Origin of the sequence: Mesorhizobium album (assembly GCF_033977205.1) — a bacterium.
In the GTDB taxonomy this organism is placed as follows: domain Bacteria; phylum Pseudomonadota; class Alphaproteobacteria; order Rhizobiales; family Rhizobiaceae; genus Mesorhizobium; species Mesorhizobium album.
Genome location: NZ_JAVIIW010000001.1, coordinates 142,812 through 159,663 on the forward strand (window position 1 = coordinate 142,812; position 16,852 = coordinate 159,663).

A 16,852-nucleotide genomic window follows, 5' to 3' on the forward strand; every position below is an offset into this window, starting at 1 on the left:
TCCCCCAATCCCTCAAAAAACCGTCCTCGATCGCAGCGCGGCGGCAAGCGTGCCTTCGTCGAGATAGTCGAGCTCGCCACCGACCGGGACGCCGTGTGCCAGCCTTGTCACCTTGACGTCGAAGCCCGAGAGCTGGTCGGTGAGGTAATGCGCCGTCGTCTGGCCCTCGACGGTGGCGTTGACGGCGAGGATAACCTCCTTCACCTCGCCGCCGGCGACTCGGTCGACCAGCGAGCGGATGTTGAGCTGGTCGGGGCCGATGCCGTCGAGCGGCGACAGCGTGCCGCCGAGCACGTGATAGCGCACATTCATGGCGGCGGCGCGCTCCAGCGCCCAGAGGTCGGAAACGTCCTCGACGACGATGAGGGTGGCGGCATCGCGGCGCGGATCGGTGCAGATCATGCAGGGATCGGAGGTATCGACATTGCCGCAGGTCGAGCAGATCCGCACCTTGTCGACCGCCTCGCCCATGGCGGCGGCGAGCGGCTGAAGCAGCTGCTCCTTCTTCTTGATCAGATGGAGGGCCGCGCGCCTTGCCGAACGCGGCCCGAGTCCCGGCACCTTGGCCAGGAGCTGGATCAGGCGTTCGATCTCTGGACCGGCGATTCGCTTCGACATCGCTCTGATCTAGAGCAATTCCAGGAAAAGTGCGAAGCGGTTTTCCGTCCGGGATTGCGTCAAAACGAAAAGATGGATCGGTTCGCCGTTTCCGTGAAACGATGAGCTGATCCAGGATTTTTCAGAGCGCTTTGGAACACGCTGCATCCGAGCATGATCCGCCATGCTGCCAAGGCCGATCATGGTCGATGGTCGACTGAGGCTGGTTTAGAGCGGCCGGTCCTGGCTGACGATCAGCGCGCCGATAGCATCGGTGTTCTCAGGCGTCGACTGGAACCCCATCGTCGCTTCCTGCGGCGCGCTCGGGACCGAGGTGACATACCGGCCCTTCAGGGTACCGCCGAAGCGGGAGGCATCCGGTTCCTCCATCGGCTCCTGCATCGCGACCACCGTCGGCTTCGCCGTGACGCGGCCGGACTTCTGCGCCGGCGCGATGGAGGCCGTCATGTAGACCTGCTGGGCGGGGACGATCATCGTCTTGGCCGGAAGCGTCGGTGCGGCAGCTGCGGTCACGCCGGCCTGCTTGGCCGGATCGGCATGGACGATGGTCTTGACCACCGGCTCGGCGGAAGCGACGAGCACCGGAGCGGCAGGATCGGTCTTCTGCGACTTGTCAGAGGCCATGGCGACCATGGGTTCGTCCGGCAGCGGCTGCCAGTTGCGGCCGCGCTTTTCATAGAAGGCGTTGCCGCCGGCAACCATCGTGTAATGCATGTTCTTGTAAGGGAAGCGCAGCCCGGCGGTGTGGAAATACATCGTGTTCTTGAGCTTGGCCTTGCGCTCGCCCTTGAGCACCGCCTCGGCGGCCAGCTCGACATCGGGCAGCGCCTTCGAATTCATCGGCCGCGTCAGCACGCCGGGAGCAAACTGGCCCTTCTCGCCGACGATCTCGCAGATGGTGCTGCCATGCTGGCCGGAGCGCAGCCGGTTCATCACGACCGTGCCGACGGCGATCATGCCGTCGCGGCTCGACCGGTTGGACTCGAAGAACATCGCCCTTTGCAGGCATTCCTTGTCCTTCATCGTGTATTTGTAGGAACGCGAACTCAAGAAGCTCGGCGTGACGGCGTCGGTCAGGCTCGACATGCCATGTGAAGCGGTCTGGCTGCAGCCGGCCAGGAACAAGGGGGAAGCGGCGATGCCGATAAGCAGCAGCGGCGTCTTCCATCGCGTCGCGATCAACAAAAAAGCCTCATTTCCAGATGCCAGCCCGCCCCGAGATGTGGCAAGAATGAGACTCTTTCAGGCAAAAAGATGGCCAGATGGTTAGCAAACTCTAGACTTGGGTAAAACTTTATGAATGTCCCGAAATGAGCCCGTGAGCAAAGCCGGCAAAATGGTTAATATAGCGACCCGGGCTCGATTTTCGTTCATAATCAATTAACTGGCGGCGCTCGCCTCAGAACGGCAATTTCATTCCGGGCGGAATCGGCAGACCCGCCGTCAAGGCCTTGGTCTTTTCCTGCATGACCTGCTCGACCTTATTTTTGGCGTCATTGTGCGCGGCCAAAAGCAGGTCCTCGAGGATCTCGACCTCGTCGTCCTTGATGAGCGACGGATCGATCTTCAGCGCCTTCATTTCGAACTTGCCGGTCAGCGTCACGCTGACCAGGCCGCCGCCTGCCTGGCCGGTGGCCTCCAGCGTGGCGATCTCATCCTGCATGGCCTGGAACTTGGCCTGCATTTCCTTCGCCTTACCCATCAGGCCGAGAAGATCCTTCATCGCAAATATCCTCTTAGTTTCTTTTGTTGGAGCATGATCTTGTCCGAAAACCGGTTCCCTTCGGGATCATGCTCTAGATTTCATCATCGTCCGCGGCCGGCTCAACCGGCAGGTCGGCCTCGACGCCTTCCACTTCCGGCACATCCGGAATGCGCACGTCGATGATCTTGGCGCCAGGAAAGCGAGCGAGGATGGCAGCGACCGTCGGGTCGCTCCTGGCGTCCGAGAAGGCGTTCTCGCGCTTCGTCGTCTCCATCTCGGCCAGCGTCTGGCCGCCCGCTTCCTTCGACAGCGAGACCAGCCAGTTGCGGCCGGTCCAGGCGCGCAGCTTGGACGTCAGGTCGTTCAGCAGCATCTTCGGCGCATCGTCGGTCAAGCTGACGTCGATGCGGCCGGGCTCGATGCGCACCAGCCGCACGCAGCGCTTCAGGAGCACCTTGAAGGCGATGTCGCGATTGGCGTCGGCAAGCGCTGCGATATCGGCCAGCGATTTCACCGGAACGGCGGGCGGCTCGACGGCCGGCTCCGGCGCCGGAACGAAGGCGGCGGGCACGGGCTGCGCCTCGACCAGCCGCATCGTCTGCGCGCCGCCGTTGGAGGCCGGCATGCGCGCCTGCGCCACCGCGCCGGCGCCGCCATTGCCGGCCGGCGCTCCGTTGGCGCGCGGGGCGCCATTCGGCACCGGGGCCGCGCCTTCCAGCGATTTCAGCGCCTCGTCCAGCGTCGGCAGATCGGCGGCGTGCGCCAGCCTGATCAGCACCATCTCGCCAGCGCTGACCGGGCGGTTGGAGGACTGCACCTCGGGGATACCTTTGAGCAGCATCTGCCATGTCCGCGACAGCACGCGCACCGACAGGGCGCTCGCGAACTCGGCGCCGCGCCGGCGCTCGTCCTCGGAGAGCGAAGCATCCTCGGCCGCGCCCGGCACGAAACGCAGCCGGGTGACGAGGTGGTTGAATTCGGCCAAATCGGTGAGCACAGCCGCCGGATCGGCGCCGGTGTCGTATTGCGCCCGGAACTCGGCCAGGGCCGCCGCCACGTCGCCCTTCATGACATGCTCGAAGAGGTCGATGATGCGGGCGCGATCGGCGAGCCCCAGCATGGCGCGCACCGCCTCGGCGCTGACTGCGCCGCTGCCATGGGCGATCGCCTGGTCGAGGATGGAGAGCGAATCGCGCGCCGAGCCCTCGGCGGCGCGCGCGATCATCGCCAGGGCCTCGTCGTCGACGGAAATGCCTTCCTTGGCGGCGATCGCGGAGAGATGCGCGACCAGCGCGCCGGCATCGATGCGCCGCAGATCGAAGCGCTGGCAGCGCGACAGGACCGTGATCGGCACCTTGCGGATCTCGGTGGTGGCGAAGATGAACTTGACGTGCGGCGGCGGCTCCTCCAGCGTCTTCAACAGGCCGTTGAAGGCCTGGGTGGAGAGCATGTGCACTTCGTCGATGATATAGACCTTGTAGCGGGCCGAGACCGGCGCGTAGCGCACCCGGTCGATGATGTCCCTGATGTCGTCGATGCCGGTATGCGAAGCGGCGTCCATCTCGATGACATCGACATGGCGGCCTTCCATGATCGCCTGGCAATGCTCGCCGGGGATCGAAAGATCGACCGAGGGCTGGTCGACGGTCGCGGTCTTGTAGTTGAGGGCCCGCGCCAATATGCGCGCCGTCGTCGTCTTGCCGACCCCGCGCACGCCGGTCAGCATCCAGGCCTGGGCGATGCGGCCGGTGGCGAAGGCGTTGGTCAGCGTGCGAACCATCGGCTCCTGGCCGATCAGTTCGGAGAAATTCGAGGGGCGATATTTGCGCGCCAGCACGCGATAGGCGCCAGCCTTTTCCGTCCCCAAATTTCCGGCTTCGCTCATTCGCCGTCAAAAGCTCCAAGGACCGCGACGGAAGGCGGTCGATTCCTGCGCATAGTCTCACCCGCACGGCTCGGCGCCGTCAATGTCGCGGGAGAAAAGGCGAAGAGGCGGGAGGCTGGAACAATGACCCGTTCCGGGCTCGTTAGGGCTGCTTCCTTCCGGACCTGACCCGGTTGGCGAGTGGATCGTCCACCACCAACCTCCCGCGCTCCATATCGGCAATTCAGCGGCGAAATGCAAGGGCAGAGGTGAAGGGCCGGCCGGTCATGCTGACGACAATGCCTTCAAATCCTCAATAGCGGCCAATGATTCGCTTGCAGCCACCTTGCCGCCGCTCTAGCGTTCCCCGGTTTGGAAAATATGACAAAAGCGAAGGAAACGCCCATGCTGCCTGGCCTCAAGGCCGGATTTGCGCTGGACGCCCGATTGGAGGCGGACAGTGAGCAGCTCATGTGGCTCGGCCTGTGCGAGCTCAGGCTGATGAACGACCGCCGCTGGCCGTGGCTGGTCCTGGTGCCGCAGCGCCCCGGGATCGAGGAATTGCACGACATGACGCCGCTCGACCAGGCGATGCTGACCTTCGAGACCAATATGGTGGCGCAGGCGCTGAAGAAGGTGACCGGCTGCACCAAAATCAACACCGGCGCGCTCGGCAACATCGTGCGCCAGCTGCACGTCCATGTCATTGCCCGCAGCGAAGGCGATCCCGGCTGGCCGGGGCCGGTCTGGGGACACGGCATGCGCGAGCCCTATCAACGCCCCGAGCTCCACCGGTTTGCCGAAACGATCAAGGCAGCGCTATAAGCCGACCAGTGTCCACCCTGCACCTTGAGTCCCCATGAGCTTCCGCCTCTTTGACGCGCCATTGCGCGAGCCGAGCCAGTTCGTCGGTTTCGCCGGCAACCGGATCGACCGGCAATCGGAAAACCGCGCCGATGACGCCGTCGAAAAGGCACTCGCCGAACAATCGGCGCGGCTGATGCTGATGCATGGCGGCAGGCTCTATCTGAAGTTGGAGGACGGCGGGTTCGACCCCTGGTTCAAGGTTGCCGAAAGCCAGCCCTTCGACGTTTCGCTGGACCGCGGCGTGCTGCTCGGCTTTTCGGAGGGCGGACCGGTGCTTGCGGTGCCGGCCGGCATCGAGCCGGAAAACCTGCCCGAAATGGTCAAGGCGATCGACTACCGCTCCGTCTACATGCAGGGGCTGATCGACGAGGCGGCGGCCGGCGCGCTAGCGCAAGGCGCGGCGCTGCTTGCCTGGCATGCCAGCCACGCCTTCTGCAGCAAATGCGGCAGCCCTTCGGAAATGCGGGCCGGCGGTTACAGACGCCATTGCCCGGCCTGCGGCACCGAGCATTTCCCGCGCACCGACCCGGTGGCGATCATGCTGACGGCGACGCGCGAGAAATGCCTGCTCGGGCGCGGCCGGCATTTTGCGCCGGGCATGTATTCGGCGCTTGCCGGTTTCATCGAGCCCGGCGAGACGATCGAGGCCGCCGTGCGCCGCGAGACGCTGGAGGAGGCAGGGATCCGGCTCGGCCGTGTCGTCTACCACGCCAGCCAGCCCTGGCCGTTTCCCTATTCGCTGATGATCGGCTGCTTCGGCGAGCCGCTCAACGAGGATATCCAGGCCGACCTCAACGAGTTGGAGGACTGCCGCTGGTTTTTCCGCGACGAGGTGCGCTCGATGCTGGAGAGAATGCATCCCGGCAATCTGATCACGCCCCCGAAAGGGGCGATCGCCCACCACCTCATTCGCGCCTGGGTCGACAGCGAATAGGAGCAGGAGCCGAAAAATGATCCGTCACACCGTCGTGTTCACGCTGAAGCATGCGCCGCATTCGCTGGAAGCGAAGCGCTTCCTCCACGACGCCAAGAAGATCCTGACCGCGATCAAGGGTGTGACGCATTTCGAGCAGTTGCGGCAGGTCAGCCCCAAGAACGACTACCAGTTCGGCTTCTCGATGGAGTTCGCCGACCAGGCTGCATACACCAGGTATAACGAGCATCCCGACCACGTCGCCTTCGTGCGCGACCGCTGGGTTCCGGAGGTCGAGAAATTTCTCGAAATCGACTATGTCCCGCTCGGCTTTGGCTGAGATTGGGTCGAGCGCCAACGTCTGGGATTAACACGGACCCCATGAGGATCATCCCAGGACGGAGCGACGCGAAGCGGAGCGCAGACCCTGGGATCCATGCCGTTACCTCAGTCGAGGGGCGCAGCGGAGCAGAATTCTGGACCGTCGTAACGCGTCGAAATCACGGCATGGATCCTTGGGTCTGCGCGCGTCGCTTCGCTCCTTGCTTCGCCCGTGGATGACGAAGTATCAAGGCCTTCGTCAATCTCGAAGGTCCTAGGAACCACCTAGTCCGCCACCTTCCACTGCTCGCGCGACGCGCTCGCCGGATAGACACCGAGGATGCGCATCTCGCGCGAGAAGAAGCGCAACTCGTCGAGCGCGAGCTTGACCAGCGGATCGTCGGGGTGGCCCTCGATGTCGGCGTAGAACAGCGTCGCGGTGAAAGCGCCGAGCTGGTAGCTCTCGAGCTTGGTCATGTTGATGCCGTTGGTGGCGAAGCCGCCCATGGCCTTGTAGAGCGCGGCCGGCACGTTGCGGACGCGGAAGATGAAAGTCGTCATCATCTTGGCGTCCGGCGACGGGCGCTCGGCCCACCGCTTGTCCTTGGTCAGCACGACGAAGCGGGTGACGTTGCTGTCGGTGTCCTCGACGTTCTTCTCGATGATGTCGAGGCCGTAGAGCTCCGCGGCAAGCGCCGGCGCAAGCGCTGCCATGGTCCGGTCCTTGACCTCGGAGACCATCTTCGCCGAACCCGCCGTATCGCCGGCGACCACCGGCTTCCAGCCATTCTTGCGGATATATTTGCGGCACTGGCCGAGCGCGTGGATGTGGCTGTGCACGGTCTTGATCTCTTCGCGCCTGACGCCGGGCAGCACCATCAATTGGAAGTGGATCGGCAAAAAATACTCGCCGACGATGTGCAGCCGCGATTCCGGCAGCAGGTGATGGATGTCGGCGACGCGGCCGGCGATCGTGTTCTCGATCGGGATCATGGCGAGCTCGGCTTTGCCGGTCTCGACCGCGTTGAAGGCGTCCTCGAAGGTCGGGCAAGGCAACGGCTCCATCGAGGGGAACATGTTGCGGCAGGCAGTGTCGGAGTTGGCGCCGGGCTCGCCCTGGAAGGAGATTCTGTTGGTCTTTTCTGGCATGCGCCAATGTCTCTCTTGCGGACTAGTTTGAAAGGATTTGCCTGGCGCGTTCCAGGTCGTCGGGCGTGTCGACGCCGAGCGGCAGCGACCGGACGATCTCGGCGTCGATGCGCATTCCGGCTTCCAGCGCCCGCAGCTGCTCCAGCCGCTCACGGCGCTCGAGCGGCGACGGCTTCAGCGCCACGAAGCGTTCCAGCGCCGCGCGGCGGTAAGCATAGAGGCCTATGTGGTGATAGAGCGGGCCTTCTCCCCAGGGCGCGGTGGCGCGGGTGAAATAGAGCGCTTTGAGCCGCGTCGCGGACAGCGGCGAGCCGACGATCTTGACCACATTCGGATTGGTCCTCTCCTCGTCGCGCACAATCTCGACGCCGAGCGTGGCGATGTCGACCGCTGCGTCTGCGAAGGGCCTGAGCGAAGCGCCGATGATTTCAGGATCGATGGTCGGCAGATCGCCCTGGACATTGACGATCGTCTCGACCCTTTTCTCGGGATCGAGGGCAGTGAGGGCCTCGAAGATACGGTCGGAACCCGATTCGTGGTCCGCACGCGTCATCACCGCCTCGAAACCATGCGAGCGCACCGCCTCTGCAACGGCTTGCGTGTCGGTCGCCACCACCACACGGCCGAGCCCGGCCTCGGCGGCGCGGCGGGCGACATGGACGATCATCGGCGCGCCGGCGATGTCGGCTAGCGGCTTGCCCGGCAGGCGCGTCGAGGCCATCCGGGCGGGGATCAGGATCAATGTCGACATGGGACTTTCGGAGCGCCGTGAAAGCGGATGGAAAAGTGGCAAAAGGTCTCACTGGAAGCGCTCTTATAGGTGTTGCAACGCCGAAGCAAAAGACCTAGTTTCCGCCCGATTTGACTGGCCCGCTCGGGCCTTAGCGATACCGACGGACGGAGTGGACGGGACGGTCCGCCGGAAAAGGGAGCAAGGGGCGTAATGGATTCCACCGAAGTCAACAAGCTGCTGGCCGGATTCCTCGGAACCTGCTTCGTCATCTTTTCCGTGGGCATCGTGTCGAACGCGCTGTTTGCCTCTCCCGCGCCCGAGAAGCCCGGCTTCGCCATCGAGGCTCAAGAGCCGACCGAGGGCGGCGGCGCAGCCGCTCCGGCGGCAGAAGCCAAGCCGATCGCCGATCTGCTGGCCAAGGCCAATGTCGAGGCGGGCGCCGCCATCTTCAAGAAGTGCCAGGCCTGCCATTCCGGCGAGAAGGGCGGCCCGAACAAGGTCGGTCCGGACCTCTGGGATGTCGTCGACCGTCCTGTCGCCGAGCATGAAGGCTTCGCCTATTCGGCTGGCATGAAGGATTTCTCCAAGGGCGGCCAGGAGAAGTGGACCTACGACAACCTCAACCACTTCATCACCTCGCCTAAGAAGTTCGTGAAGGGCACGGCCATGGGCTTTGCCGGCCTGCCGAAGGATGAGGATCGCGCCAACGTGATCGCCTATCTGCGCACGCTGTCGGACAGTCCGAAGCCGCTGCCGCAGCCGGGCGCTTCGGCCGAAGCGAAGCCCGCCGAGGGTGCAGCACCCGCCAAGCCGGCCGAAGGCGCCGCCCCGGCCAAGCCCGCGGCACCCGCTCAATAAGCGATTTGCCTTGGATATCTCCTCAGAAAAGCCGGGTTCATCCCGGCTTTTCTGTTAGGAAAGCCGCATATGCTGCGACAAAAGCCGCCGCTTGCGGTTTTCACCGGCGTCAAATGATCTAGATTGCCGATGGACACTGTTCGCGACGAGGAGAACGCATGACGGCTGGCCGCTCCCGGACGTTTTTCGCATCAATGCTGGCGGTTGCTTTCGCCGCGAGCCTGCAGGCCAGCTTCGCCGACGAATGGCACACCACCTCCTCGCTGATAGGCCCCTCCAAATACGGCGAGAATTTCCAGCGCTACGACTATGTCAATCCGGATGCGCCGAAGGGAGGCATCTACAACTCCGTCGTTGTCGGCACCTTCGACAGCTTCAATCCATACATCGTGCAGGGAGCGCCGGCAGCCGGCTTCGCAGAATTCGGCGGCGGCCTGCTCTACGACACGCTGATGGACCAGGCGACCGATGAGGGCAGCGTCAGCCACCCGCTGATCGCCGAGGCCTACAAATACCCGTCGGATTACTCGTCGGCGACCTACCGGCTCAACCCTCAAGCGAAATGGCATGACGGCCAGCCGATCACCGTCGACGACGTGATCTGGTCGTTCCAGGTGCTGAAGACCAATAGCCCGATGTACAGTCGCTACTTCGAGAACGTGACCGAGGCGGTCGCAATCTCGGATCGCGAGGTCGAGTTCCATTTCAGCCAGAAAGGTAACCGCGAACTGCCGAAAATCCTCGGCGACCTCGTCGTCTTGCCGAAGCACTGGTGGGAAGGCACCGACGCCAGCGGCAAGAAGCGCGACATCACCAGGCCGACGCTGGAACCACCGCTGGGCTCCGCGGCCTACAAGATCGCCAGCTTCAAGCCCGGCTCGGAGATCATCTGGCAGCGCGTGCCCGACTATTGGGCCGCCAAGCTGCCGGTGAAGATCGGCCGCGAGAATTTCGACACTCAGCGCTTCACCTATATCCTGGACGACAATGCCGCCTGGCAGGCCTTCACCAAGGGCGGACTTCAGGATCTCAGACCGGAGAACAGCTCGAGGCGTTGGGCGACATTCTACAATTTCCCGGCGATCAACGCCGGCGACGTGATCAAGAAGGAGTTCAAGACCACCTCGCCCGAGCCGATGCAGGGTTTCATGCTCAACCAGCGGCGCCCACTGTTCCAGGATCGTCTGGTGCGGGCAGCGCTGACCTATCCGTTCGATTTCGAGACGATGAACCGCACGCTGTTCTACAACTCGAACACGCGCACCCAGAGCTATTTCCAGGGCACGGAACTTGCGTCGAGCGGGCTACCGAAAGGCAAGGAACTGGAAATTCTCGAAAAATATCGCGACAAGCTGCCGCCGGAACTTTTCACGCAGGAATTCAAGTTGCCGGTCTATGACTCGCCGCAGTCGGAACGGAAATATCTGAAGCAGGCAGTCGACCTCTTCACCAAGGCAGGCTGGGTGATCAAGGGCGGCAAGATGGTGAACGCCAAGACCGGCGAGCCATTCAAGTTCGAGATCCTTGGTTCGTCCGACACCGACCAGGTGATCTCCAGTCCCTACATCACCAATCTGCGCAAGATCGGCGTCGATGCGACGCTGCGGATCATCGATCCGACCCAGTACATCAACCGCCGCAACAATTTCGACTACGACGTCATAATCGGCATACTCGCGCAATCGGAATCGCCTGGGAACGAGCAGCGCGACTTCTGGAGCTCGAAGGCGGCGGACACGCCGGGATCGCGCAATTATTCCGGCATCAAGAACCCGGTCGTCGACGCGCTGGTCGACCGCATCATCTTCGCCACCGACCGCGACGATCTCGTCGCCGCCACCCATGCTCTCGATCGCGTGCTGTTGTGGAACTCCTATGTCGTGCCGCAATACTACCGGGCGGTTGTGTGGATAGCCTACTGGAACAAGTTCGGCATGCCGGAAAAGCAACCCAGCTACCGCGGCGCCGACATCGATTCCTGGTGGGTCGACCCCGCGAAGGAAAAGGCACTGGCCGCCAAGTACAAGGGCGTCAATTGATGCTGCGGCAGACCTTGCTTCCTCGCCGCGACTTCCTGGCGTTCGGCGCGGCAGCGGCGGCAACATCGCTGCTCCCCGGCAAGATCTTTGCCGCCATTCCGACCGGTGTGAAAGTGCACGGCCTGTCCGCCTTCGGCGACCTCAAATACAAGCCCGACTTCACGCATTTCGACTATGTCAATGTCGATGCGCCGCAAGGCGGCACCTTCAACTTCTCGCCGCCCAACTGGGGCCAGAACCAGAGCCCTTTGACGTTCAACACGCTGAACTCCTTCGTGCCCAAGGGCGATGCGCCGCAGCGCATGGAAATGTGTTTCGATCCCTTGATGGTGAGAGCGCTCGACGAGCCCGACGCCGTCTATGGGCTGATTGCCGACGGCGTCACGATTTCCGACGACCGCAACGGCTTCATCTTCTCGCTGCGGCCGCAGGCGCGTTTCCATGACGGCACGCCGCTGACAGCCGAGGACGCCGCCTTCACCTTCAAGCTGCTGAAGGACAAGGGGCATCCGGACTATTCGCTGTCGCTGACGCATCTGGACGACGCGGTGGCGAAGGACGCCCACACAGTCGAGCTCAAATTCTCCGGCAAGCAGTCGGCGCGCACGATCCTCAATGTCGTCGGTTTTCCGATCCTGTCGAAGGCCTTCTACACGGCCAATCCCTTCGATTCCTCGCAGCTCAACCCGCCGCTCGGATCTGGCGCCTACAAGGTCGGGCGCTGGTCGGCAGGCGCCTGGATCGAATATGAGCGGGTGGCCGACTATTGGGGCAACGATCTGCCGGTCAATCGCGGCCAGAACAACTTCCAGCGCATCCGCATCGAATTCTACCAGGACCGTACGGCCGGCTTCGAGGCCTTCAAGAAGGGTGAGATCCTCTATCGCGAGGAGTTCACCTCGCGCGTCTGGGCGACGGCCTACAACTTCCCTGCCTTTGTCGCGGGCAAGGTGGTCAAACACGAGTTCCCGGCCGAAACGGTGCCCTCGATGCAGGCCACGGCGGTCAACCAGCGGCGCGCGCAGTTCCAGGACCCGCGAGTCCGGCAGGCGATCGCGCTCTGCTTCGACTTCGAATGGACGCGACGCAATTTCTTCTACGGCTCCTACGAGCGCTCGCAATCCTGCTTCGAGAAATCCGACTTTCGCGCCGAGGGCATGCCGTCGCCGGCAGAGCTGGCGCTGCTCGAACCACTGCGCGACAAGCTGCCGCCGGAGGCTTTCGGCGAAGCGGTGACACAGCCTGCCTCGGACGCTTCGGGCCGCGACCGGAAGCAGCTCGGCAGGGCGGCGAAGCTGCTTGCCGAGGCCGGCTGGAAACGCTCGGGCGATTTCGTCGTCAACGACAAGGGCGCCCGGCTGCCCGCCGAATTCCTGGTCGACGACGAGACCTTCGTGCAGGTCTATTCGCCCTGGGTCGCCAACATGAAGGCGATCGGCATCGACGCTTCCATCCGGCTGGTCGATTCTGCCCAATACCAGCTCAGGCAATCGACCTTCGATTTCGACCTGATCTCGGCTGCTTTCTCCTTCAGCGCCACGCCGACCCGCGACGATCTCGAGATCTTCTTCCATTCGCGCAGCGCCCCCATATCGGGCTCGCGCAACCTGCCGGGCATAGCGAGCCCGGCCATCGACGCCCTGATCGATGCCGTCGGCGCGGCCAAGGACCGCGAAAGCCTCACCGTCGCGATGCGGGCGCTCGATCGGGCCTTGCGCGCGCGGCGCGATTGGATTCCAAGTTGGTACCTAGCGAATCACCGAAGCGCCTATTGGGATATGTTCGGCTTTCCCGAGCAGAAACCCGATTTCGGCTTTCCGGTCGAAGCGCTGTGGTGGGTCGACAAGGGCAAGGCGGCAAAAATTGGCAAAGCCTGACACTCCCCTTCGCGCGGGGCCGGCAGCCTGATGGGCGCCTATATCCTGCGCCGCATCCTTCTGATGATCCCGACGCTGCTCGGCATCATGGCGATCTCCTTCGCCGTCATCCAGTTCGCTCCCGGCGGCCCGGTGGAGCAGGTCATCGCCAAGCTCACCAACCAGAGCGGCGCCGACCGCCTCGGCGGCGGCGGTGGCGATGCCGGCGCCACCAATCTCGATGTCGCCGGCGATGTCGGCTCGAAATACCGCGGCGCGCAGGGGCTGGACCCCGAATTCATCAAGAAGCTCGAAAAGCAGTTCGGCTTCGACAAGCCGCCGCTCGAGCGCTTCGGCATGATGCTGTGGAACTATGCCCGCTTCGATTTCGGCGACAGCTATTTCCGCGACATCTCGGTGCTCGACCTGATCCTGGAAAAGATGCCGGTGTCGATCTCGATCGGGCTGTGGATCACGCTTCTGTCCTACCTGATCTCGATCCCGCTCGGTATCCGCAAGGCGGTGAAGGACGGCTCGACCTTCGATGTCTGGACGAGCGGCGTGGTGATCGTCGGCTATGCCATTCCGGGCTTCCTGTTCGGCATCCTGCTGATGGTGCTGTTTGCCGGCGGCTCGTTCTGGGACTGGTTTCCGCTGCGCGGCATCGTTTCCGACAATTGGAACCAGCTTTCCTGGCCGGACAAGATCATCGACTATTTCTGGCACATGACGCTGCCGCTGACGGCACTGGTGCTGTCGGCCTTCGCCACGACGACACTTTTGACCAAGAACTCCTTCCTCGAGGAGATCCGCAAGCAATATGTGGTGACGGCGCGCGCCAAGGGCCTGTCGGAGCGCAAGGTGCTCTACGGCCACGTCTTCCGCAACGCGATGCTGATCGTCATCGCCGGCTTTCCCGGCGCCTTCATCTCGGCCTTCTTCACCGGCTCGCTGCTGATCGAGAATATCTTCTCGCTCGACGGGCTCGGCCTGCTCGGCTTCAAGTCTGTGATCGACCGCGACTATCCGGTGGTTTTCGCCAACCTCTATATCTTTTCGCTGCTCGGCCTCTTCGTCAATCTTCTGTCCGACCTGATCTACACCTGGGTTGATCCGCGCATCGACTTCGAGCGGAGGGATATCTGATGGCAGAAGCCGCCGCAACGACGCGAGAACGCGCCACCCGACCCCGGCTGTCGCCGCTCAACCAGAGGCGGCTGCAGAACTTCAAGGCGAACCGGCGCGGCTACTGGTCGCTGTGGATCTTCCTCTTCCTGTTCGTGCTGTCGCTGTTTTCCGAGCTGATCGCCAACGACAAGCCGATCGTCGCCTCCTACAAGGGCGAGATCCTGTTTCCGGTTTTGGTCGCCTATCCGGAAGAGAAGTTCGGCGGCTTCTATGCCGTCACCGACTATCGCGACCCGGTCATCCAGGACGAGATCAATTCCAATGGCTGGATGATCTGGCCGCCGGTGCGCTACTCCTACCAGACTGTCAACAACGCCATTCCGGAAGCGGCGCCTGCCAAGCCCTCCTGGCTCTACGACAAGAAGAAGCGTTGCAGCCAATACCCGAAGGGAGAGGCCGATGAGAACTGCACCATCGGCAACTGGAACTGGCTGGGCACCGACGACCAGGCGCGCGACGTGCTGGCGCGCGCGCTCTACGGGTTTCGCATCTCGGTGCTGTTCGGGCTGATCCTGACGCTCGGTTCCTCGCTGATCGGCGTCGCGGCCGGCGCGGTGCAGGGCTATTCCGGCGGCTGGACGGACCTTCTGTTCCAACGTTTCATCGAGATCTGGTCTGCAATCCCCGTGCTCTATCTCCTGCTGATCATCTCGGCGATCCTGCCTCCCGGCTTCTTCATCCTGCTCGGCCTGATGCTTTTGTTCTCTTGGGTGGCGCTGGTCGGCGTGGTGCGAGCCGAGTTCCTGCGCGCGCGCAACTTCGAATATGTCAACGCGGCGCGCGCGCTCGGTGTGCCAAACCTCACCATCATGTTCCGCCATCTCCTGCCCAACGCCATGGTGGCGACGCTGACCTTCCTGCCGTTCCTGCTCTCAGGCTCGATCTCGACGCTGACCTCGCTCGACTATCTCGGCTTCGGCCTGCCGCCGGGCTCGGCCTCGCTCGGCGAGCTGCTGAAGCAGGCGCAGCGCAATCTCAACGCGCCCTGGCTCGGCATCTCCGGCTTCGTCGTCATCTCGGTGATGCTCTCGCTGCTGGTGTTCATCGGCGAAGCGACGCGCGACGCCTTCGATCCGCGCAAGACGTTCAAATGAGCGAACCGCTGCTTTCCGTCCGCGATTTGAGCGTCGCCTTCGCGCAAGGCGGCACACAGTCGACGGCCGTCGACCACATTTCCTTCGACATCGCCAAGGGCGAGACGCTGGCACTGGTCGGCGAATCCGGGTCCGGCAAATCGGTCTCGGCGCTGTCTGTTCTGAAGCTCCTGCCCTACCCCTCGGCCAGCCATCCTTCGGGAAGGATCCTGTTCCACGGCGCCGATCTGCTCAGCGCCAATGAAAAGACCTTGCGCGGCGTGCGCGGCAACAAGATCACCATGATCTTCCAGGAGCCGATGACCTCACTCAATCCGCTGCACACGATCGAGCAGCAGATCGTCGAGGTGCTGAAGCTGCATCAGGGGCTGGGCGACCGGCAGGCCCGCGCCCGGGTGCTGGAACTGCTCACTGAGGTCGGCATCCGCGATCCACAGAAGCGGCTCGACGCCTATCCGCACCAGCTCTCCGGCGGTCAGCGCCAGCGCGTCATGATCGCCATGGCCTTGGCCAACGAGCCGGAACTGTTGATCGCCGACGAGCCGACGACGGCGCTGGACGTTACCGTTCAGGCGCAGATCCTCGAGCTGCTGGCGAAGCTCAAAAGCCGCAAGGGCATGTCCATGCTCTTCATCACCCATGACCTCGGCATCGTGAGAAAGATCGCTGACCGCGTCTGCGTGATGACTAAGGGCAGAATAGTCGAGACCGGACCGACCAAGGAGATCTTCGCCAACCCGCAGCACGCCTACACCAGGCACCTGCTCGCCGCCGAGCCGAAAGGCAAGCCGCCGGCGGCGAATGCCGCCGCCAAGGCAGTGATGACCGGCAGGGACATCAAGGTGTGGTTCCCGATCAAGCGCGGCTTCTTCCGCCGCACCGTCGACCACGTGAAGGCGGTGGACGGCATCGACGTCACCGTGCGCGCCGGCCAGACGCTCGGCGTTGTCGGCGAATCCGGCTCCGGCAAGACGACGCTCGGCCTGGCGCTCGCCCGGATGATCTCGTCGACGGGCGCGATCAACTTCAACGGACAGGATATCAACCAGCTTTCCTTCAGCGCCATGCGGCCGCTGAGACGCGAGCTGCAGATCGTCTTCCAGGACCCGTTCGGGTCCTTGAGCCCGCGCATGTCGGTGGCGGAGATCATCGAAGAAGGGCTCAAGATCCACGAGCCGAAACTCTCGCCCGACGAGCGTGATGACAAGGTCGTCGAGGTGCTGAAGGAAGTCGGGCTCGATCCCGAGACGCGTCACCGCTACCCGCACGAATTCTCAGGCGGCCAGCGCCAGCGCGTCGCTATCGCGCGCGCCATGGTGCTCAATCCGCGTTTCGTCATGCTCGACGAGCCGACCTCGGCGCTCGACATGAGCGTGCAGGCGCAGGTGGTCGACCTTTTGCGCGACCTGCAGGCCAGGCACAATCTCGCCTATCTCTTCATCAGCCACGATCTGAAGGTCATCCGCGCCCTTGCCAATGACGTCATTGTCATGCGCAATGGCCAGGTCGTCGAGGCGGGACCGTCCGAACAGATTTTCAGCAGTCCGCAAACGGACTATACCCGGGCGCTGATCTCGGCCGCTTTCCGGATCGAAACGGCGCCGATCGGCGTCGTCAGCCAATAGGCTGGTTGCTTTCACGCAATTT

Annotated in this window: 15 protein-coding genes and 1 other RNA gene; 9 read left to right on the forward strand and 7 right to left on the reverse strand. The window is 63.3% G+C overall.

The window, feature by feature from the left end:
• Nucleotides 1-12 precede the first annotated feature (12 nt).
• The 5 genes from recR to ffs all read right to left on the reverse strand — a co-directional run bounded on the left by recR (nucleotide 13) and on the right by ffs (nucleotide 4,412).
• Nucleotides 13-618: a recombination mediator RecR gene (recR, locus tag RFN28_RS00660; protein WP_320285429.1), complete on the reverse strand. Its 606-nt coding sequence runs from the start codon at nucleotides 616-618 to the stop codon at nucleotides 13-15.
• Between the two features lie 207 nt (nucleotides 619-825).
• Nucleotides 826-1,800, reverse strand: coding sequence for a cell wall hydrolase (locus tag RFN28_RS00665; protein WP_320285430.1), 975 nt, complete (start codon nucleotides 1,798-1,800; stop codon nucleotides 826-828).
• A gap of 217 nt (nucleotides 1,801-2,017) precedes the next feature.
• Entirely contained in the window at nucleotides 2,018-2,341 is a 324-nt protein-coding gene (locus RFN28_RS00670) for a YbaB/EbfC family nucleoid-associated protein (RefSeq protein WP_320285431.1), read from the reverse strand.
• A 73-nt stretch (nucleotides 2,342-2,414) separates the two neighbouring features.
• Complete coding sequence (locus RFN28_RS00675) at nucleotides 2,415-4,208, reverse strand: DNA polymerase III subunit gamma/tau (protein WP_320285432.1); 1,794 nt, start codon at nucleotides 4,206-4,208, stop codon at nucleotides 2,415-2,417.
• A 107-nt stretch (nucleotides 4,209-4,315) separates the two neighbouring features.
• Nucleotides 4,316-4,412, reverse strand: an RNA gene (ffs, locus tag RFN28_RS00680) — signal recognition particle sRNA small type.
• A gap of 180 nt (nucleotides 4,413-4,592) precedes the next feature.
• Between ffs and RFN28_RS00685 the strand changes: the two genes are divergently transcribed.
• From RFN28_RS00685 to RFN28_RS00695, 3 genes are read left to right on the forward strand one after another with little or no spacing between them, the layout of a single operon-like run.
• Complete coding sequence (locus tag RFN28_RS00685; protein ID WP_320285433.1) at nucleotides 4,593-5,012, forward strand: HIT domain-containing protein; 420 nt, start codon at nucleotides 4,593-4,595, stop codon at nucleotides 5,010-5,012.
• A gap of 34 nt (nucleotides 5,013-5,046) precedes the next feature.
• The gene (gene nudC / locus RFN28_RS00690; protein ID WP_320285434.1) at nucleotides 5,047-5,988 is read left to right on the forward strand and encodes an NAD(+) diphosphatase; all 942 of its coding nucleotides are present in this window, start codon (nucleotides 5,047-5,049) and stop codon (nucleotides 5,986-5,988) included.
• A gap of 16 nt (nucleotides 5,989-6,004) precedes the next feature.
• The gene (locus RFN28_RS00695; RefSeq protein WP_320285435.1) at nucleotides 6,005-6,307 is read left to right on the forward strand and encodes a Dabb family protein; all 303 of its coding nucleotides are present in this window, start codon (nucleotides 6,005-6,007) and stop codon (nucleotides 6,305-6,307) included.
• 266 nt (nucleotides 6,308-6,573) lie between these two features.
• Here RFN28_RS00695 and RFN28_RS00700 read toward each other — a convergent pair whose 3' ends face one another.
• Nucleotides 6,574-7,437, reverse strand: coding sequence for a prephenate dehydratase (locus RFN28_RS00700; RefSeq protein WP_320285436.1), 864 nt, complete (start codon nucleotides 7,435-7,437; stop codon nucleotides 6,574-6,576).
• 22 nt (nucleotides 7,438-7,459) lie between these two features.
• Nucleotides 7,460-8,188 carry a 3-deoxy-manno-octulosonate cytidylyltransferase gene (locus RFN28_RS00705; RefSeq protein WP_320285437.1) on the reverse strand — a complete coding sequence of 243 codons (729 nt, stop codon included), beginning with the start codon at nucleotides 8,186-8,188 and terminating at the stop codon, nucleotides 7,460-7,462.
• A gap of 192 nt (nucleotides 8,189-8,380) precedes the next feature.
• Between RFN28_RS00705 and RFN28_RS00710 the strand changes: the two genes are divergently transcribed.
• From RFN28_RS00710 to RFN28_RS00735, 6 genes are all read left to right on the forward strand, one after another.
• The gene (locus tag RFN28_RS00710; RefSeq protein ID WP_320285438.1) at nucleotides 8,381-9,028 is read left to right on the forward strand and encodes a c-type cytochrome; all 648 of its coding nucleotides are present in this window, start codon (nucleotides 8,381-8,383) and stop codon (nucleotides 9,026-9,028) included.
• A gap of 158 nt (nucleotides 9,029-9,186) precedes the next feature.
• Entirely contained in the window at nucleotides 9,187-11,067 is a 1,881-nt protein-coding gene (locus RFN28_RS00715) for an extracellular solute-binding protein (RefSeq protein ID WP_320285439.1), read from the forward strand.
• The gene (locus tag RFN28_RS00720) at nucleotides 11,067-12,944 is read left to right on the forward strand and encodes an extracellular solute-binding protein (protein WP_320285440.1); all 1,878 of its coding nucleotides are present in this window, start codon (nucleotides 11,067-11,069) and stop codon (nucleotides 12,942-12,944) included. The genes RFN28_RS00715 and RFN28_RS00720 overlap by 1 nt, the downstream gene beginning before the upstream one ends.
• A 30-nt stretch (nucleotides 12,945-12,974) precedes the next feature.
• The gene (locus RFN28_RS00725) at nucleotides 12,975-14,069 is read left to right on the forward strand and encodes a microcin C ABC transporter permease YejB (protein ID WP_320285441.1); all 1,095 of its coding nucleotides are present in this window, start codon (nucleotides 12,975-12,977) and stop codon (nucleotides 14,067-14,069) included.
• Nucleotides 14,069-15,205: an ABC transporter permease gene (locus tag RFN28_RS00730; protein WP_320285442.1), complete on the forward strand. Its 1,137-nt coding sequence runs from the start codon at nucleotides 14,069-14,071 to the stop codon at nucleotides 15,203-15,205. The genes RFN28_RS00725 and RFN28_RS00730 overlap by 1 nt, the downstream gene beginning before the upstream one ends.
• Nucleotides 15,202-16,830 (forward strand): ABC transporter ATP-binding protein, encoded by a 1,629-nt coding sequence (locus tag RFN28_RS00735; RefSeq protein ID WP_320285443.1) that lies wholly within the window; start codon nucleotides 15,202-15,204, stop codon nucleotides 16,828-16,830. The genes RFN28_RS00730 and RFN28_RS00735 overlap by 4 nt, the downstream gene beginning before the upstream one ends.
• Nucleotides 16,831-16,852: the final 22 nt, after the last annotated feature.